This is a genomic window from Streptomyces sp. NPDC051677, assembly GCF_044453465.1.
GTDB lineage: Bacteria > Actinomycetota > Actinomycetes > Streptomycetales > Streptomycetaceae > Streptomyces.
In genome coordinates this window covers 1-18,704 of sequence record NZ_JBITCT010000052.1, presented here as the reverse complement: position 1 = coordinate 18,704, position 18,704 = coordinate 1, and the positions used below count along the sequence as shown (strand labels likewise).

Below are 18,704 nucleotides of genomic sequence, written 5' to 3'. Positions count from 1 at the left end.
CGACCGGGGCGGCTTCAACCGCGACCGTGACCGTGACAACCGGGGTGGCGGCTTCAACCGCGACAACCGTGACGACCGCGGCGGCCGTTCCTTCGAGCGTCGTGACGACCGTCGGGACGACCGCGGTGGCCGTTCGTTCGAGCGTCGTGACGACCGGGGCGGCTTCAACCGCGACCGTGACCGTGACAACCGGGGTGGCGGCTTCAACCGCGACAACCGTGACGACCGCGGCGGCCGTTCCTTCGACCGTCGTGACGACCGCCGGGACGACCGCGGTGGCCGTTCGTTCGAGCGTCGTGACGACCGCGGTGGCTTCAACCGCGACCGTGACCGTGACAACCGGGGTGGCGGCTTCAACCGCGACAACCGTGACGACCGCGGTGGCCGTTCCTTCGAGCGTCGTGACGACCGCGGCGGCTTCCGCCGTGACGAGCGCGGTGGGCACCGTGGCAGCGACCGCCCGTTCAACCGTGACCGCCAGGGCGACCGCCCGGGCTTCCGCTCCGCCGGCCACGACCGCCCGTACGGCCGCCGCGACGACCACCGTGGCACCGGCCCCAGCACCGGCGCCCACGGCCGCCGCGACGACAAGCCGCGCTGGAAGCGCAACGGCTGACACCGACTGACCCGGCAAGACTGAGATACCGAGAAGGGCCCGTACGACTCCGGTCGTACGGGCCCTTCGGCGTGCACGGGGACACAGTGGGACCACTCTGTGGCTCTGGCCTATGACAACGCGGCGAACGAGGTCAGGCTGTATGTGGACGGCGAGACAGCGGCCCGGGCGCCTTACACCTCCGCCTGGTCGGCCACGAGCGGTCTGCAGGTGGGCCGGGGACTGACGGCGGACGGCGGCTGGGGCGGGTATCTGCACGGTGCCGTCGATGACGTGCGGGTATACGAGGGGGCGGTCTCGGACGGGGATCTCCCGCTCATCAAGGGGCAGGTCGAGTGAGGACGGGTCGTCCGGGTCACGGTCGGGTTTCGGCCACGTTGTGACGTGTGTCACGCCCCCGGTGAGGGAATTGCTGGGGGCATGACAGATGACGCCATGGTGAGTGGGCTGTCGGACGAAGAGCGGCTGGCCCAGCTCGGTTACACGCAGGTTCTTGCCCGCCGCATGTCGGCGTTCTCCAACTACGCGGTCTCCTTCACGATCATCTCGGTCCTGTCGGGCTGTCTGACGTTGTACCTGTTCGGCATGAACACGGGCGGACCGGCGGTGATCACCTGGGGCTGGGTGGCCGTCGGCCTGATGACGCTGTTCGTGGGCCTGTCGATGGCCGAGATCTGCTCGGCGTATCCGACCTCCGCGGGCCTGTACTTCTGGGCGCACCGGCTGGCGCCCCCGCGATCGGCCGCGGCCTGGGCCTGGTTCACGGGCTGGTTCAACGTGCTGGGTCAGGTCGCGGTGACCGCCGGCATCGACTTCGGCGCCGCGTCCTTCCTCGGCGCCTATCTGAACCTCCAGTTCGACTTCGAGGTGACCCCGGGCCGGACGGTCCTGCTCTTCGCGGCCATCCTGGTGCTGCACGGCCTGCTGAACACCTTCGGGGTGCGGATCGTCGCGTTGCTGAACAGCGTGAGCGTGTGGTGGCACGTGCTGGGCGTGGGCGTCATCGTCGGTGCGCTGGCGTTCGTCCCCGACACCCACCAGTCGACGTCCTTCGTGTTCGGCGAGTTCGTCAACAACACCGGCTGGGGCAGCGGGGTGTACGTCGTGCTGCTGGGCCTGCTGATGGCCCAGTACACCTTCACCGGCTACGACGCGTCCGCCCACATGACGGAGGAGACGCACGACGCGTCGACGGCCGGCCCGAAGGGGATCGTGCGGTCCATCTGGACGTCGTGGATCGCCGGCTTCGTCCTGCTGCTCGGCTTCACGTACGCCATCCAGTCCTACGACGCCGCCCTCACCTCGCCGACCGGCGCGCCGCCCGCCCAGATCCTGCTCGACGCGCTCGGCGCGACCGCCGGCAAGCTGCTGTTGCTGGTCGTGATCGGCGCCCAGCTGTTCTGCGGGATGGCGTCGGTGACGGCCAACAGCCGCATGATCTACGCGTTCTCGCGTGACGGGGCGCTGCCGTACTCCCGCCTGTGGCATACGGTCAGCCCGCGCACCCGTACCCCCGTCGCGGCGGTCTGGCTCGCGGCCGTCGGCGCGCTGCTGCTGGGCCTGCCGTACCTGATCAACGTGACGGCGTACGCGGCCGTCACCTCCATCGCCGTCATCGGCCTCTACATCGCCTACGTCATCCCGACGCTGCTGCGCGTCCGTAAGGGCGAGGCCTTCCAGCGCGGGCCATGGCACCTGGGCCGTTGGTCGAAGGCCGTCGGCGTGGTGTCGATTGCGTGGGTGGCCGTGATCACCGTCCTGTTCATGCTGCCGCAGGTCTCCCCGGTCACCTGGGAGACCTTCAACTACGCCCCGGTCGCCGTCCTCGTCGTCCTGGGCTTCGCGGGGGTGTGGTGGCAGGTCTCGGCCCGCCACTGGTTCCTCAACCCCGACCACGAACGCACTGCCGCGAGGGAGGCGGCGAGGGCCGGGGCCGGTCCGAACGGCCCCCGGCCGAAGGATCTGTGACCGATCTTCGCCCTTCCGCGCGCATCGGCTCGGCCGTGTCACCGATACCCGATCGGAGACACGGCCGCGTCCGGCTATGCTCGGGGAGGCAACATCGCCTGGGCCCTTAGCTCAATTGGCAGAGCAGTGGACTTTTAATCCATTGGTTGTGGGTTCGAGTCCCACAGGGCCTACCGGCGGCGGGGGAGGAAACACCCTCTGACCTGCTATGCAGCGCCTGAGACGGCTTCGGTCGGCTCAGGCGCTGCTGTGTTTTCGGGCCCGAGCGGCCACCGCCACCCGCCCATTCGAACAATCTGATGTTCGTTCGCTCATCGGCATGGTAGAAATGCTCGCATGGATGTCGCCGACCGTCTCGACCTGACCCTGCGCCTCGTTCAGGGGCAGGACCCCGGGCAGCGGATCTCCGTGGCCGAGCTCGCTCAGCGGCTCGGGGTCTCCGAGATGACCGTGCGCAGGGATCTGGACGCGCTGGAGCGGCAGGGGCTGGTGCGGCGGGTGCACGGCGGTGCCGTTCCTGGGCGGCCGCGTGCGGAGGGCGGTGGCTTCGAGGCGCGGCAGGCGTGGCAGGCGGCGACGAAGGACCGGCTGGGCGCGGCCGTCGCCGCGCTGGTCGAGCCGGGGTCGCGGGTGCTGCTGGACGCCGGGACCACGACCGTGCACGTGGCCGAACACCTCGCGGCGCGGGGCCCGTTGACCGTCGCGGTGCTCAGTCTGCAGGCGGCGCTGCGGCTGGCCGACCGGCCCGGCATCGAGCTGGTGGTGGTCGGCGGTCGCTCGCGTCCCGGTGAGCGGTCCCTCGTCGGGCCGTTGGCCCTGCGCACCCTGGAGTCCCTGGCCTTCGACGTGTTCGTGATGTCGATCGGCGGGGTGCACGCCGTGCACGGCTGGTCGGAGTTCTCCCTGGAGGACGCGGCCGTCAAGCAGGCGGGACTCGGTCAGGCCGCCCGTACGCTCGCCGTCGCCGACGCGACCAAGCTGGGCGTGCGCGCGTTCAGCCAGGTCGCTCCGCTCGACGCCGTGCACACCTTCGTCACCGACGCCGCCGCGGCCGACCCCGCCACCCACCCAGGCGGTCCCCCGACCCTGGACGCCCTGCGCGAGTCCGGTGTCGAGACCCGCCTCAGCTGAGGAGACGCAGACGTATATGACACCGCTGATGATCCTGGTCGCCGGACCGTACCGGTCGGGTACCGGTGACGATCCCGGCAAGCTCGCGGACAACGTGCGGGCCATGAACGAGGTCGCGCTCGCACTGTTCCGCGCCGGGCACCTGCCCGTCACCGGAGAGGCGCTCGCGCTGCCCCTGCTGGAGACGGCGGGCGGCGACACGGCCCCCGGAAGCCCCCTCTTCGACGAGCTCTTCCACCCCGTCGCCGAACGCCTGCTGGACCGCTGCGACGCGGTGCTGCGCATCGGCGGGCCCTCGCAGGGCGCCGACCGCATGGTCGAGCGGGCCCGCGCCCGCGGCAAGCAGATCTACGCCGACCTCGCCGACGTCCCGACCCCCGCAGGGAGCCCCGCATGACCGCCGGCATCGACACCCCCGACCCCCGCGGCCGTACCGGACTCGACCGTCAGGGACGCGACCTCGCCGGCAACGACCGGGTCCGCATCCTCGACGTCGAGGTCCTCGCCTGCGACTGGTCCGTCCTGCGCCGCACCACCTTCGACTACCGGCACAGCGACGGCCACGTCAGCCGCGAGCGGCGTGAGACCTACGACCGGGGCGACGGCGCGACGATCCTGCTCTACGACCCCGACCGGCGCACGGTCCTGCTGACCCGTCAGTTCCGGCTGCCCGCATACGTCAACGGGCACCCCGACGGCATGCTGCTGGAGACCGCCGCCGGGCTCCTGGACGGCGACGATCCGCAGGAGGCGATCCGTCGGGAGGCCGCGGAGGAGACGGGGCGCGCGGTCCAGGACGTAGAGCACGTGTTCGACGCGTTCATGAGCCCCGGCTCGGTCACGGAGCGGCTCAGCTTCTTCGCCGCCCCCTACGACGCCTCCGCCCCCGGCGTCGACACGGCGGGCGTGGCGGCCGAGGGCGAGGACATCACCGTCGTCGAAGTCCCCTTCGGCGAGGCGCTCGACCTCGTCCGCACGGGTGCGATCGCGGACGCGAAGACCATCATGCTGCTCCAATGGGCAGCGCTGGACGGCCCGTTCGGGCCCGCTCGGGGTCGCTGACGCCCGGTCCGGGATCGGCTCTGGCTCAGCGGCTCAGCCGACGTTCAGCCCCGTGAGGTCCCCCAGCGGCAGGGTGTGCTGGGTCTGCAGGACCTTCGCCCGCAGGTAGCGGACGTTGTGCGGGGTCGTGAAGACGCCCGTCGGGACCCGGTCCTGGACGTCGATGCCCAGTTCCCGCAGCTGGTCGGCCTTGTCGGGGTTGTTGGACAGGAGGTCCAGGCCCGTGATGCCGAGGGCGCGCAGCATCTGGGCGGCGGCCGTGTAGTCGCGGCCGTCCTCGGGCAGGCCGAGCGCGGCGTTCGCCTCGTAGGTGTCCAGGCCCTGGTCCTGGAGGGCGTACGCGTCGAGCTTGTTGTAGAGGCCGATGCCGCGGCCCTCCTGGCGCAGGTAGAGCAGGACGCCGCCCGTCGCGGCTATGCGCTCGACCGCCTCGCGCAGCTGCGGCCCGCAGTCGCACCGCGCGGAGCCGAAGACGTCGCCGGTCAGGCACTCGGAGTGCAGCCGGACCAGCGGGGTGGCGCCGGGCGCCGGCTCGCCGAGGACGACGGCGACGTGCTCCTGGCCGTCGGCGAGGCCGTGGAAGGTGACCAGTTCGGCGTCGACGGAGTAGCCGTCGTGGAAGCGAAGCGGTACCCGGACGCGGGCGCGCTGGGTGGCGGCGGGGGTGTCGGGCATGCGGGTCTCCCGGGTCCGGTGGTGAACGGTGGCACACGGTCAGTGTCTGCTTCAGATTTGAAGCAGTTCCGACGAATCGAGACCCTACCCTATGCTTTAAATTTGAAGCAACCGAATTGTGATGCGGCTCATGAGCCCCCGGACGCCTCGGAGGCTCAGGGTGCCTGGGGGCTCCCGGATGCCTGGAAACTCCCGGGCGCCTGCGGGCTCCCGGGCGCCTCAGAGTCCTCGGACGCCTCGTGGCCCCCGGACGCGTCGGAGCCCTCGAAGACCCCGGTGCTCCCGGAGCACGGCGACGACCGTCGGCGCCACGGAAGGTCCTCGGGCGCGGCCTCGTTGCTGTCGTCGCCCTGGAACCCCCGTACGACCTGCGTGAAGATCTCCTCCAGCTGCCCCACCTGTTCAGGGGTGAGGCGGGCGAAGACGGAGGCGCGGACGGTGTCGACATGCCCGGGCGCCGTCTTCTCCAGGACCGCCATGCCCTGGTCCGTCAGGACCGCGACACTCCCGCGCTTGTCCCAGCTGCAGTCCTCGCGCCGCAGCAGCCCGTCCTTCTCCAGGCGGGTCACCGCATACGTCAGCCTGCTGCGGGTGATCTTCAGCTGCTCCGCGAGCTCGGTCATCCGCAGGCGCCGCTCCGGTGTCTCGGAGAGGTTGGCGAGGATGGAGTAGTACAGGTGAGGCATGCCGGCCTCCTGCTGGAGCTGCCGGTCGATCGCGTCCTCGACGAGGAGGTAACCGGCGACGTATGCGCGCCAGGCGCGTTGCTCCTCGGGGGTGAGCCAGCGAGTCGTCATGCGACCAGTGTAGGTTTGTTTCAAAGTTGAACCAAGGGCCCACGTCAACCCACGTCAACAACCCACCTCCGCCCACGCCACCGGGGAGCGCGTCGATGCCGTACCCGTACGTCCTGCTGTCCGCCGCCGTCTCCCTCGACGGCTACCTGGACGACACTGCCCCCGAGCGCCTGCTCCTCTCCAGCCCCGCCGACTTCGACCGCGTCGACGAGGTACGGGCCTCCGTCGACGCCATCCTCATCGGCGCCGGCACCATCCGCGCGGACAACCCCCGGCTCCTCGTGAACTCCCCGGAGCGGCGCGCCGCCCGCGTCGCCGAGGGGCGGCCGCCGTACCCCCTCAAGGTCACGGTCAGCGGCTCCGGCGAGCTCGATCCCGCGGCGAACTTCTGGCACACGGGCGGCGAGAAGGTCGTCTGCACGACGGACAAGGGCGCCGAGCGGGCCCGCGCACTCGGCATCGCCGCGGACGTCGTCCCGCTCGGCCCCGAACTGGACTGGCGCCGCCTCCTCGAACATATGCACGATGTGCGTGGCGTGCGGCGTCTCATGGTCGAGGGCGGCGGCACCGTCCACACCCAGCTGCTCCAGCAGGGCCTCGCCGACGAACTCCAGCTCGTCGTCGCCCCGCTCTTCGTGGGCGACCCGGACGCGCCCCGCCTCTTCGGGCCGGGCGGCTACCAGGGCGGACGGCTGCGCCTGGTCGAGACGCGGCGCATCGAGGACGTCGTGCTGAACCGCTACCAGCCCACCGCCCCCGGCGCCGGACCGCTCGCCGCCGCGGCCGACCGCCACTGGCTGGCCCTCGCCTGCGAGCTCGCGGCCCAGTGCCCGCCGTCGCGGACCGCATTCAGCGTCGGCGCGGTGATCGTGGCCGCCGACGGCACGGAACTGGCCCGCGGTCACTCCCGCGAGGCCGGCGACCCGGTCGTGCACGCCGAGGAGGCGGCCCTCGCGAAGCTCGACCCCGCCGACCCCCGGCTGCCCACGGCCACCGTGTACAGCAGCCTCGAACCCTGCGCCCGCCGCTCCTCCCGTCCCTCCCCCTGCGCCCGCCTCATCCTCGACGCGGGCGTGCGCCGGGTGGTCACCGCCTGGCGCGAGCCCGACACCTTCGTGACGGAGGCGGACGGAACCGGGCTCCTGACGGCCGCGGGCGTCGACGTCCTCGTCCTTGCGGAGTTCGAGGCGCGGGCGAAGGCCCCGAACCGGCACCTGGAATGAGGCGGTGAGGGCGGGGCGTCAGGGGCGGCGGTAAACCGTGGTGTTTCGCGCCCCGGAAGTAGCGTAGACTGGAGTCACAACGACGCGGGGTGGAGCAGCTCGGTAGCTCGCTGGGCTCATAACCCAGAGGTCGCAGGTTCAAATCCTGTCCCCGCTACTGAAGGCCGAGGGCCGGAATCCGAAAGGGTTCCGGCCCTCGGTGCGTATCCGGGACTCCTCGGCGCCCATCCCGGGCATGTGGCTGGTTGGTTACTGTGCGTGCGCTGTGTTTCTGGACGTCCCTTCCGTCAACTCGCCCGTTTTTCACCGGTCATGGGTCGAAAGTCCCAGGCCGAAAATGTTGTTGATCAAGCAGAAGAGCTTGGAAACCGGCCCCCAGGTCTATTAACGTTCGATAACGCAGCGCGGTCGTCCCAGCCGTCACAAGAGTCGGCTCCGTGCGCACTGCCGAATCCCGCAAGGGAACCGGGGAACCACCACCTTGGGGTGAATCGCACGGAAGCCACCGTGAACTCGCGGAGTCCACGGCCGGTATACGCGCGTAGGAGACCTTCCCGCTCCGAACCCGTCAGCTAACCCGGTAGGCGACGGAAGGAAAGGAGTACGCCCGCGTGGCGTCCAACCGGCCTGCCCCAGAAGCCCCGTTCGTGCCCGCCCAGCGGTCCACCGAGACCTTCGGCTACGGCGACTACCGCACCGACGAGGGCCCCTGGGAGGAGTGGAACCCCACCGCGGAGTCCATTCGCCCGGTACGCGGCAAGCACCGTGTCGCCAAGCAGCGCGGCGGCGGGTTCGCCCGCAGCTCCACCGTCCTCGGCGTCGGCGTCATAGCCGCCGTCAGCGCGGGAGGCATGGCCAGCGCCAACACCGGCAAGGCCCCCGTCTCCATCTCCCTGCCGGACCTGCCGAACGTCGGCTCGCTCATCTCCGACGACGAGCCCGCCCAGGACGCCGCGCCGGCCCTGTCGAGCTTCGGCTCCGAGACGACCGCCGACGACAGCAGCCAGAGCGCCTCCGACGCCGGTGAGGCCCTGCGCAGCCGGATCATGGCGCAGGCCGAGTCGCAGCAGACCCAGATCGAGACCAAGGCCCAGGCCGCCGCCGAGGCCGCCGCAGCCAAGGCCGCGAGCGACGCCGTCGCCAAGGCCGAGCAGGACGCGAAGGCCAAGGCAGCCGCCGTCAAGGCGAAGGCCGCCGCGGAGGCCGCGGAGAAGGCCGAGGCCGCGCGCCTGGCCGAGCTCGCCAAGCAGTACACGCTGCCGACCTCCTCGTACACGATCACCTCGACCTTCGGTCAGGCCGGCTCCATGTGGTCCTCCGGCTACCACACGGGCCTGGACTTCGCCGCTCCCACCGGCACGCTCATCAAGGCCGTCCACAGCGGCACCATCACGGAGGCGGGCTGGGCCGGTTCCTACGGCTACCGCACCATCCTGACGCTGGACGACGGCACCGAGCTCTGGTTCTGCCACCAGTCCTCCATCAGCGTCAGTGTCGGCCAGAAGGTCGGCACCGGTGACGTGATCGGCCGCGTCGGCGCGACGGGCAACGTGACCGGGCCCCACCTCCACCTCGAGGTCCACCCCAACGGCAACTCCGACGGCGTCGACCCGATGGCCTGGCTGCGCGACAAGGGCCTCAACCCCTGAGCAGTCCCTCCGGGGAGCACCTGTCATACCCGTAGGACCGGAACACCCCTCAGGGCGGCCACTCAGGGCGGCCCCCTCAGGGGTGTTCACACGTTCTTTGCGTTGCCCATGGAATGGGTGTGCCGCCCGAGCCCGTTGATATGAAGCATGACTTCTCTTCGCAAGCTCGGCTCCTCCGACCTCGAGGTCTTCCCGCTCTCCCTCGGCGGCAACGTCTTCGGCTGGACCGCCGACGAGACGACCTCCTTCGCCGTCCTCGACGCCTACGCGGCCGCCGGCGGCAACTTCCTCGACACCGCCGACGCCTACTCGGCGTGGGTCGAGGGCAACTCCGGCGGTGAGTCCGAGACCATCATCGGCAACTGGGTGAAGAAGCGCGGCAACCGCGACGACATCGTCATCGCCACCAAGGTCAGCCAGCACCCAGACTTCCCCGGCCTGACCGCGGCCAACATCAAGGCCGCCGCCGACGCCTCCCTGCGCCGCCTCGGCACCGACCACATCGACCTCTACTACACGCACTTCGACAAGACCGAGGTGCCCGTCGCGGAGATCGTCGGCGCGCTCGACGAACTGGTGAAGGCCGGCAAGGTCCGCCACATCGCCGCCTCCAACATCTCCCCCGAACGCCTCCAGGAGTCCCTGGAGTTCTCCGACCGCGAGGGCCTGGCCCGCTACGTCGCCCTCCAGCCCCACTACAACCTGGTCTCGCGCGACACCTACGAGGGCGGCCTCCAGGACCTCGCCGCCCGCTTCGGCCTCGCCGCCGTCCCGTACTATGCGCTGGCCTCCGGCTTCCTCACCGGCAAGTACCGGCCCGGTACGACGGTGGAGAGCGCCCGCGCCGCCGGCGCCGCCAAGCACCTCGACACGGAGCGGGGCCAGAAGGTGCTCACCGCCCTGGACGAGATCGCACAGGCCCACGACGCCCAGGTCGCCACGGTCGCGCTGGCGTGGCTCGCGGCGCAGCCCACGGTGGCCGCGCCGATCGCCTCCGCGCGGACGATCGAGCAGCTGCCGGCGCTGCTGGAGGTGGCGGAGCTGCACCTGACGGACGCGGAGGTCACCAGGCTGACCCAGGCCTCGGCCTGAGCCCCTCCTACCCCCCTACTCCCCCGTACTCCTCCTGAGCCCTCTCCTGCCCCCTCTTACTCCTACTGGTCACGACTGGTAGGGGTTGGAGGCCGGATAGGGCTGTGCGGGATAGGGCTGTGCGGGATACGGCTGTCCCGGATGTGGCTGTGCGGGATACGGCTGTCCCGGATGTGGCTGTGCGGGATACCCGTAGCCCGATATGTGTGCTGCGGGATACCCGTAGCCCGGCGCGTGTGCCGCGGGATACCCGTAGCCCGGCCACTGCCCCTGGCCCGGCGCCTGAACCGGCCCCTGGCCGTACCCGTACACCCCGTACACCGGCCAGGGCGGCGCGGTCGCCCGGACCGGCGGGGCCGTTATCCGGGCGGCGTGGTCCAGCGCGGGCCGGGCGATGTCCTTGCGCCGCCACAGCTCGTTCAGCAACTCCCGCTCCCGTACGACGAAGTCGGCGTTCGCCCGCCCCCGCCGACCGCGGTGACGCAGGAACGCCAGGGACGTCGCGTACGCCTCGTACCGCGCCACCTCCCGCGCCGCCGGTTTGCCGAGGTGGCGGCCCGCGTACACCCGGGCCACGCGCCGGGCCCGCATCGAACCGAGCGCGAACGGCTCGGCCGGGGTGAGCCAGCCGGCGGCCGCGTAGGCGGGCAGTTCCTCGCGTACGGTGCGCAGTTCGCGTTGGCGCGTCCACACCACCAGCCAGGTCAGCAGTCCGAACGCGGGCACCATGAACGCCGCGTACACCGCGAAGAACCCGAACTCGCCGAACGTCGAGGAGCCGTTCCACAGGGCGTGCATGCCCATCGCGAGAAGCAGCCCGGACAGCGGGAGCAGCACGCGCCGCAGGTGCTGACGTTCCCCGGAGAGCGCCGCGACGCCGAAGCCGATGCCGGTCAGGACCGTGAACAGGGGGTGCGCGAACGGCGACATGATGACGCGTACGAAGAAGGTCGCGGCGGTGACGGAGGCGATGCCGCTGTCGCCGGTGAGCTGGTCAGTGCCGAAGGCGGTGCCGAGGTAGAGGATGTTCTCGGTGAACGCGAAGCCGGTGGCGGTGACGCCGGCGATGACCACGCCGTCGACGATCCCGGTGAAGTCCCGCCTGCGGAAGAGGAAGACGAGGAGGACGGCGGCGGCCTTGGCGGACTCCTCGACGATCGGCGCTATGACCGTCGCCCCCAGGGTGTCCGCGCTGGACGGGTCGGCGGTCGCGGTGGCTATCCACCGGGTGGCGAAGCTGTTGGCGACGATGGCGATCAGCGCCGCCGCGCACGCACCCCAGGCGAAGGCGAACACCAGGTTGCGCCAGGGCCCGGGCTCGACCCGGTCCAGCCAGCGGAAGGCGGCTATGAGCAGCGGCACGGGCAGCACCGCGAGCCCGAGCCCGACGAGGAACCCCTCGGTGCCGGTCTGCTCCCGCACCAGCGCGACGATGACCAGCCCGGACAGCGCGAGCAGCGTGATGAGCGCCCCGTAACGCACCCACCTGCGCTGCCACCAGTGCGCGTGCCTGAGCACACCGGCCTCGGGAGCGCCGCCGGGGGGATGCGGCGGGTAGGGCGGAAACGGGGGACTGATGGCCACGGCATCGACCCTAACGAGGGAGGGGACTGTGGTGGACGGGGCGGTCGGTCAGTGATCCCTAGGCCGGTCGGCGATCCCCGGGCCGGACGCGATGCTGTACGCGGCGGAAGAGCAGATCGTTCACCACGTGCCCCTTGTCCAGCCCCTGCCCCTCGAAACGGGTCAGCGGCCGGAAGCCGGGCCGGGGCGCGAACCCGCCGTCGGCCCGGGTGTTCTCGAAGTCGGGGTGCGCGGTGAGCACGTCCAGCATCTGCTCCGCGTACGGCTCCCAGTCCGTGGCGCAGTGCACGAGCGCGCCCGGCCTGAGCCGCGTCGCGGCGAGGTCGAGGAACGCGGGCTGGATGAGGCGCCGCTTGTGGTGGCGCTTCTTCGGCCAGGGGTCGGGGAAGTAGACGCGCAGCCCGTCGAGCGAGTCCGTCGGCAGCATCTCGCGCAGCAGGATGATCGCGTCGCCGTTGGCGACCCGGACGTTGGTCAGGCCGTTCTGGTCGGCGAGGTTGAGCAGGTTGCCCTGGCCGGGCGTGTGCACGTCCACCGCGAGGATGTCGGTGTCCGGGTCGGCGGCCGCCATCTGCGCGGTCGCCTCGCCCATGCCGAAGCCGATCTCCAGGACGACCGGACGGTCGCCGCCGAACAACTCGGCGAGGTCGACGGGGTGCCCGTCGATGTCGAGTCCCCACTTGGCCCACAGCCGCTGCAAGGCGTCCGCCTGCCCGGCCGTCACCCGGCTGCGCCGGGGCTGGAAGCTCCGGATGCGCCGCTCGAAGTGCGACCCGGCGGGATCGGCCTTGGGCCCGTCGGGGAACCGGGGCTCCCCCTTGGCACGGGTATGCCGAACGGACTCACCCGGGTGGTGCTCGCCGCCGGGGGAGGGCTGGGGGACTTCGGGGGTACTCACGGAATCAGACACAGTGAGGTCGATTTTACGGGGACCGGGCGGGCGGCCGTGAGCCTGGGCAGGGGCCGAGGCCGGGGCCCGCGTGAAGGCTTCGGCGCCGGCGCCGCTCACGACGCCTCCAGCACTCCGAGTGCCCTGCGGGCCACCTCCCGCCCGATCGGCAGCGAGGCGGTGGCCGCGGGCGAGGGCGCGTTCAGCACGTGCACCGCGCGCGGCCCCTCCCGGATCAGGAAGTCGTCGACCAGCGTGCCGTCCCGCAGCACCGCCTGCGCCCGCACTCCGGCCTCCGCCCGCATGAGATCCCCGTCCTCCACGGCAGGCAGCAGCCGGCGCACCGCGTCGGCGAACGCCCTCCTCGACACCGACCGCCGCAGCTCCCCGACCCCGTACCGCCAGTGCCGCCGGCCCATCCGCCACACCCCGGGCCACGCCGCCGTCGCCATCGCCTCCCGCGGCCGTACGACGCCCCACCCGTACCCCTCCCGGGCCAGCGCCGGCACGGCATTGGGGCCGATGTGCACGCCCCCGTCGATCCCCCTGGTCAGATGCACCCCGAGGAACGGGAACGCCGGATCGGGCACCGGATACACCAGTCCGCGCACCAGCTCCGGGCGCGCCAGCTCGTAGTACTCGCCGCGGAACGGCACGATCCGCACCTCGGGCTCGTCGCCCGTCAACTGGGCGACCTCGTCGCAGCGCAGCCCGGCGCAGTTCACCAGCACCCGCCCCCGGACGACGTCCCCGCGCTCGGTGAGCACCGCCACCCCGCGCTCCGGCCGCCGGTCGACCCGCACGACCCGGGCGCCGTAGCGGATCTCCGCCCCGGACGCCTGGCCCAGTTGCCGTGCCACGGCCGTGTAGTCGCAGATCCCGGTCGTGCGCACGTGTATGGCGGCGAGGCCGCGCACCTCGGGCTCGTACTCCGCGATCTGGGCGGCGCCCAGCTCCCGCACCGGAATGCCGTTCTCCCGGCCGCGCTGCACGAGCGCGTGCAGCCGGGGCAGCTCCTCGCGCTCCGTGGCGACGATCAGCTTGCCGGTGACGGAGTGGGCGATGCCGTACTCCGCGCAGAACTTCGTCATCTCCGCCGCGCCGCGCACCGCGTACCGGGCCTTGAGCGACCCCGGCCGGTAGTAGATCCCGCTGTGGATGACGCCGCTGTTGCGCCCCGTCTGGTGCCGGGCCACTCCCGGTTCCTTCTCCAGCACCGTCACCCGTGTGCCCGGCGCGGCACGCGTGATCGCATACGCCGTGGACAGCCCGACGATCCCGCCGCCGACCACGAGCACGTCACAGTCATAAGCGATCCCCGACACGTGCACCACCTCCCGCCTCCGATAGTGCACTGCGCCACTGACAACGCCTTCAAACCCGGGGGCGGGCACGACGCGCCCACAATCCTGAAACCACCGGAACCGGGCAGAGGGGAAGGAAACAGCCTAAGCCGGCGTCATCAGCAACGGCCGGGCCCGCTCCCGCAGCTCCACCACGCGCGGCTCGTCGCCGTAGGGCTCCAGCCGGTGCAGAAGATCCTTCACATACTCCGTCGTCCGCGCGGAAGAGATCCGTCCGGCGACTTCCACCGCCCGGACCCCCTGCTCACACGCGGCGTCGAGATTCCCCGACTCCAGCTCGGCCACCGCGGACACGACGAGCCGTAATCCGTGCGACCGCACGAACTCCTCCGTCGGCTGAGAGAGCGCCTGCTCGGTGAAGCGCCGCACCTGACGCGGCGCCTTCAGATCGCGGTAGCACTCCGCCGCGTCGGCGGCGAACCGGTCGTAGGAGTAGAAGCCGAGCCAGGACGGGTCGTGATCGCCGTCCCGCGCCCGCTCCAGCCAGCTCTCGGCGGCCTTGAGGGCGGCCCCGGCGGCCTGCGCGTCCCCCGCGCGTGCGTGCGCGCGTGCCTCGACGAGCCGGAAGAAACTCATGGTGCGGGCCGTCGCCAGCCCCCGGTTGCGCTCCAGGGCGGCCTGCGCGAGGTCGACGCCCTCGTCGCCGAAGCCGCGGTAGGTCGCCTGGAGGGACATGGAGGCCAGCACATACCCCCCGAGGGGGACGTCCGCCGCCGCGCGGGCCAGCCGCAGCGCCTGGATGTAGTACCGCTGTGCGGCCTCCTGCTGACCGGTGTCGAAGGCCATCCACCCGGCCAGCCGGGTCAGTTCGGCGCTGGCCCCGAACAGGGCGCGGCCGACTTCGTCGGAGTACGAGCCGAGCAGCAGCGGCGCCGCCTCCACCCGCAGGCACTCCGGGACCATGGACGAACGCCAGTCGCCGCCTCCGTACTTGGAGTCCCAGCGTCTGGCGTCCTCGGCGGCCTCCCGCAGTTTCTGCACATCGCTGTGGCCGACTTTGAGCGGTGCGCCGGACCCCTCCAGAAGGTGTACGTCCCGCGCCACCGAACTGTCGGCCGGGGTTATCAGCCAGCGTGAGGCGGGCGTTGCGTATGCGCTTACTGCGAATGATCCGGCCAGCGACTGCCAGATGCCTCCGGAGCCGGCCCGGCGGCCTGCGAGGTCGAGGCGGTAGAGGTCGGTGGCCGAGCGCACCGCCTGGTTGACGTCCCTGGGGAAGGCGAGGCCCACTTCGGGCGCGGGGTCGGCGTCCGCCAGTCCTATCTCATGGAGCGGGACCGGGCGGCCCAGCTTCTGTCCGATGGCGGCCGCGATGAGGTGCGGCGCGGCGCCCTGCGGCACCATGCCCTTCGAGACCCAGCGCGCCACGGACGTCTTGTCGTAGCGAAGAGTCAACCCGCGTTGAGCGCCAAGATCGTTGACGCGTCGCGCGAGTCCTGCGTTGCTGATTCCCGCGAGGGCGAGAACGGCGCCGAGTTTTTCGTTCGGCCCGCGTTGCTCCCTGGACATTGCGCCACCCCTCGACACAGACGGCTGCCGCGCTGGCATAACCATGCGGCATTCGTAAACCCAGCGTAGTTCGCCGCATCCCAAGCGTTAAGGGGCATTCTTCCGGTTGGCGGGATTGTGGTCCGTACGAAAGTGCGGGTGCAGGTACGGATCGTCGCGGCGTGCTCCCGCTGTGTGGCCGTGCGCCCGGCCGTGCGCTCTTCTCCGGCCATCACGGGAGCGGTTCCATGGCTCCTGCGTGGGTCGGCCCGCTGTACTGGATCCAGTGGGCTGGGGGACACCGCCGCCTTCATCCCCGCGGGCGGTGGAACGGTCCGGGGGGCGAACTCCGTCTCCCGGACCGGCGCGAGCCTTTCACGGCACGCGCGCGTGCACGGAGCGTGTGCGGAGCCTGCGCTGGACGTCGTCAACGCCGGACGCACGCCGGGGATTTGGCCGAAAATCGACCCTCTGTTCCCTGGGTGACAACGCCTCCGACCATGGAAATCCAGGGCGCACAGAGCGTCCTGGGGGAGCGTACCGGGGGCGCATTCAGGTCGTGGACACCAGGGTGCGCGCGGACGCCGCAGCCGGCGCCGACGCCTTCAGGCGGGCGCACTCCCCGGATCGCAAGCGGCGTCGCCTCCTTCTGCAGCGCGTTCTTCGTGGCAGCATGTGAACCGTTCGTACGGTGCACTCGGTTGTCCACAGCCTGTGGAGGCGTCGATGCGGTGGTTGGTGGGATGGAGCAGCATCGCCGCGGGTGCGCTGGGCGGAGCCGTGGGCTACGACGGGCGCCAGGACGACGGTGCGGCGTACGGGGGCCAAGTCGGCTACGACGGTGAGACCTTGCACCCGGTCGGCTCCCAACTCCTATGGGGCGACCCCGATCCGCTGTGGGCGGTCGGCGACTGGCGCCCCGACGAGGTGCGGGTGGTGCAGGCCGACGCCCAGACCCGGATCGCGGTCCTCGGCACGTGCGGGGCGAGCGACGAACAGCTGCGCGTCGGACTGTTCGCCGCGCGCGGAGGGGCACTTCGCCATCTGACGGCCTGGTCGGGCAGCTACACGGCGATCGTCCAGGTCGGCCGGCGCGTCACCGTCTGCGGCGATCTCGCGGGCGCGCGCCCCGTGTTCCACACCCCGTGGGCGGGCGGCACGGCTTACGCGACGGCCGCGCTGCCGCTGGCCGACCTCATCGAGGCCAACCTCGACTTCGGCCACCTGGCGGCGCTGCTCGCCGCCCCCGACGTACCGGCCGCCCTACACGACTCCACCCCGTACGACGGCGTGCGACGCGTTCCGCCGGGGCATGCGTTGATCCTGCGCGCCGGGGCGCGCGAGGTCGCCGGATACGAGCCGGTCGCCTCCCTCGCCGTGGCGGCGGCCCCGACCGACCCGGACAGCGCGGTCGAGGGGGTGCGCGACGCGCTCATCGAGGCGGTACGCGCGCGTCTGTCCGCGCCCCGGCACGTCCCGGACATCGACCCCGGCCCGGTGCCCGGCATGGGACCCGCCGAACGGCGCGCCGCGCGCGGGATGCCCGTTCCGGGCATCGGCGCCGACCTCTCCGGCGGCCCGGCCTCCGGCACGCTGGCGCTTCTGGCGGCCGGCCTGCCCGGCATGCCCGGCACACTGCTCGGACACGGCACGGGCGCGGGGGAGCGGCTGCTGGCCGTCACCTTCAACGACCTGGCCGTCGGCGGCCGCGAGGCCGAACTGGAACGGGCCGGCGCCCTCGCGGCCAACCCGCGCCTGCACCACGTCGTGGTGGCCGGCAGCGAGGAGGCCCTGCCGTACGCGGACCTGGACGGCCCGCTGACCGACGAACCCGGCGCCAGCCTGGTCACGGCCGCCCGCCACCGCGCGCGTCTCGCAGCGGGCAGCGCGGACCACTTCACGGGCTACGGCGCCCGCCAGGTCCTGGATGCCCACCCGGCCCGCCTCGCCGACCTGCTGATGGACCGCAAGCGCCGCCACCTGGTACGCCCCGTCGCGGCGTTGACGAAGGCCGACGGATCGGTGCTCGTCCCCGCGCGCGTGTACGGCGCGGCCCGCCGCCTGGCCCGTACGTCCTACCGCGCGGGCGTGGAGGGCCTGGCAGAACGCCTCCTGCACCGCAGCTTCAGCTTCGACGACCCCGGAGGCGCCGTTGGGGCGTCCCTGGCCGCCCTCACCTGGGGCGGAGCGGGCCCGGCAGCGCGCTGGCTGACGGGTGAGGCGCTGGCTGAAGTATCGGTTCGCCTGCAGGGCGCCGCGCACCGGTCCGGAGTCGGCCCCGGCCAACGCCCGGGCGACTACCGCGCGCGTGCCGCCCTCACGCGTCATGCCATGGACCTGCGTGTCCTGGAGCAGGCCGTCGAGATCCGCTCCCAGCGACTGCACGCTCCGTTCCTCGACAACCAGGTCGTCCGCGCGTGCCGCGCGCTTCCCGAGACCCTGCGCGTGCAACCAGGGGCGCGCGCCGCGATCCTGCGCACCGTCCTGAAGGGCGCCGGCGTCACCGACCTCCCGCCCGGCTGGGGCGCCCCCTCCCAGGCCCCGGTCACCGCGGCGGCCCGGGCAGGCCTGCGCATGGCCATGGACCCCCTCCTCACCCTCTTCGAGGCCCCCCTGCTCGCGGAAGCGGGACTGATCGAGGCGAGAGTCGTCCGCAAGGCCCTCAGGGCCGCCGCGGCAGGCGAACCCCTCCCCCTGGACGGCCTCGCCGACCTGATCTCCCTCGAACTCTGGCTCCGCCGCCTCCTGTCCCGCAGAGGAACCTGCTGGACGGGGACCCCCGCCCGCGCACGCGCGGTACCGGCAGGAATCGCCCCCCAGAGACGAGCGGTCTCCTCCGGCGGCTGAGCGCGCGCCACCGCTCCCCGCACAACTGCGGGCACCCATGCCGCTTGGGCGGCACGGATGGGCGCACGGGTGCCCGCAGCGCCACCCCGCAGCGCCGGCCTGCGCCCCCCACCCCCTCAACCGTCACCCCGGGGGCACGCGAAACGGACTCGGTTGTGCCTACCTGGGGCGTCGATCGCGGGCGCCCACCGGGGCACGCGAAACGGACCCGGTTGTGCCTACCTGGGGGGGGTGCCTCTATGTCTTCCGTCAAGGCGCCCCTGACGGGTTTGGTGTGGTTCGGGGTTGCTGGGGTTATGCGGCGAGCTCGACGTCCGTC

General features: G+C 71.9%; 13 protein-coding genes, 2 tRNA genes, 3 pseudogenes and 1 riboswitch. Of the genes and pseudogenes, 12 read left to right on the top strand and 6 right to left on the bottom strand.

Annotated elements, in window-relative coordinates:
• From ACIBAF_RS40370 to ACIBAF_RS40340, 7 genes and pseudogenes are all read left to right on the top strand, one after another.
• Positions 1-616 (top strand): annotated as a pseudogene (locus ACIBAF_RS40370) (RNA helicase); the annotation flags it as partial.
• A gap of 69 nt (positions 617-685) precedes the next feature.
• Positions 686-955: pseudogene (locus tag ACIBAF_RS40365) on the top strand (LamG-like jellyroll fold domain-containing protein); the annotation flags it as partial.
• Between the two features lie 81 nt (positions 956-1,036).
• Complete coding sequence (locus tag ACIBAF_RS40360) at positions 1,037-2,584, top strand: amino acid permease (protein ID WP_399470227.1); 1,548 nt, start codon at positions 1,037-1,039, stop codon at positions 2,582-2,584.
• Between the two features lie 100 nt (positions 2,585-2,684).
• Positions 2,685-2,757, top strand: a tRNA-Lys gene (locus tag ACIBAF_RS40355).
• Between the two features lie 163 nt (positions 2,758-2,920).
• Entirely contained in the window at positions 2,921-3,715 is a 795-nt protein-coding gene (locus ACIBAF_RS40350) for a DeoR/GlpR family DNA-binding transcription regulator (protein WP_399470225.1), read from the top strand.
• 16 nt (positions 3,716-3,731) lie between these two features.
• Positions 3,732-4,112: a DUF4406 domain-containing protein gene (locus tag ACIBAF_RS40345; protein WP_399470223.1), complete on the top strand. Its 381-nt coding sequence runs from the start codon at positions 3,732-3,734 to the stop codon at positions 4,110-4,112.
• Positions 4,109-4,777 carry an NUDIX domain-containing protein gene (locus ACIBAF_RS40340; protein WP_399470221.1) on the top strand — a complete coding sequence of 223 codons (669 nt, stop codon included), beginning with the start codon at positions 4,109-4,111 and terminating at the stop codon, positions 4,775-4,777. Before ACIBAF_RS40345 ends, ACIBAF_RS40340 begins: the two co-directional genes overlap by 4 nt.
• A 33-nt stretch (positions 4,778-4,810) precedes the next feature.
• Here ACIBAF_RS40340 and ribA read toward each other — a convergent pair whose 3' ends face one another.
• Together ribA and ACIBAF_RS40330 are read right to left on the bottom strand one after the other, a co-directional pair.
• A complete protein-coding gene (ribA, locus tag ACIBAF_RS40335; RefSeq protein ID WP_399470219.1) occupies positions 4,811-5,452 on the bottom strand; it encodes a GTP cyclohydrolase II in 642 nt (213 codons plus the stop codon).
• 284 nt (positions 5,453-5,736) lie between these two features.
• Positions 5,737-6,249: pseudogene (locus ACIBAF_RS40330) on the bottom strand (MarR family winged helix-turn-helix transcriptional regulator); the annotation flags it as partial.
• Positions 6,250-6,344: 95 nt separating this feature from the next.
• Here ACIBAF_RS40330 and ACIBAF_RS40325 point away from each other — a divergent pair.
• From ACIBAF_RS40325 to ACIBAF_RS40310, 4 genes are all read left to right on the top strand, one after another.
• Positions 6,345-7,472 carry a dihydrofolate reductase family protein gene (locus tag ACIBAF_RS40325; protein WP_399470216.1) on the top strand — a complete coding sequence of 376 codons (1,128 nt, stop codon included), beginning with the start codon at positions 6,345-6,347 and terminating at the stop codon, positions 7,470-7,472.
• 83 nt (positions 7,473-7,555) lie between these two features.
• Positions 7,556-7,629, top strand: a tRNA-Met gene (locus ACIBAF_RS40320).
• Positions 7,630-7,907: 278 nt separating this feature from the next.
• Positions 7,908-8,076, top strand: a riboswitch (cyclic di-AMP (ydaO/yuaA leader).
• A 7-nt stretch (positions 8,077-8,083) separates the two neighbouring features.
• A complete protein-coding gene (locus ACIBAF_RS40315; RefSeq protein ID WP_399470214.1) occupies positions 8,084-9,121 on the top strand; it encodes a M23 family metallopeptidase in 1,038 nt (345 codons plus the stop codon).
• A 147-nt stretch (positions 9,122-9,268) separates the two neighbouring features.
• On the top strand, positions 9,269-10,213 hold the full coding sequence (locus tag ACIBAF_RS40310; protein WP_399470212.1) for an aldo/keto reductase: 945 nt from the start codon (positions 9,269-9,271) through the stop codon (positions 10,211-10,213).
• A gap of 69 nt (positions 10,214-10,282) precedes the next feature.
• Here ACIBAF_RS40310 and ACIBAF_RS40305 read toward each other — a convergent pair whose 3' ends face one another.
• The 4 genes from ACIBAF_RS40305 to ACIBAF_RS40290 form a co-directional block, all read right to left on the bottom strand.
• Positions 10,283-11,797: a PrsW family glutamic-type intramembrane protease gene (locus ACIBAF_RS40305; protein ID WP_399470210.1), complete on the bottom strand. Its 1,515-nt coding sequence runs from the start codon at positions 11,795-11,797 to the stop codon at positions 10,283-10,285.
• A 58-nt stretch (positions 11,798-11,855) separates the two neighbouring features.
• The gene (gene trmB / locus ACIBAF_RS40300; RefSeq protein WP_399470208.1) at positions 11,856-12,707 is read right to left on the bottom strand and encodes a tRNA (guanosine(46)-N7)-methyltransferase TrmB; all 852 of its coding nucleotides are present in this window, start codon (positions 12,705-12,707) and stop codon (positions 11,856-11,858) included.
• A gap of 95 nt (positions 12,708-12,802) precedes the next feature.
• Positions 12,803-14,011, bottom strand: a complete 1,209-nt coding sequence (gene lhgO / locus ACIBAF_RS40295; RefSeq protein ID WP_399470206.1) for an L-2-hydroxyglutarate oxidase — start codon at positions 14,009-14,011, stop codon at positions 12,803-12,805.
• 123 nt (positions 14,012-14,134) lie between these two features.
• On the bottom strand, positions 14,135-15,559 hold the full coding sequence (locus tag ACIBAF_RS40290; RefSeq protein ID WP_079661354.1) for an MFS transporter: 1,425 nt from the start codon (positions 15,557-15,559) through the stop codon (positions 14,135-14,137).
• A 705-nt stretch (positions 15,560-16,264) separates the two neighbouring features.
• On the opposite strand from ACIBAF_RS40290, the gene ACIBAF_RS40285 reads away from it, so the two are divergent.
• Positions 16,265-18,385, top strand: a complete 2,121-nt coding sequence (locus ACIBAF_RS40285) for an asparagine synthase-related protein (protein ID WP_399470202.1) — start codon at positions 16,265-16,267, stop codon at positions 18,383-18,385.
• The last annotated feature ends 319 nt before the right edge of the window (positions 18,386-18,704 follow it).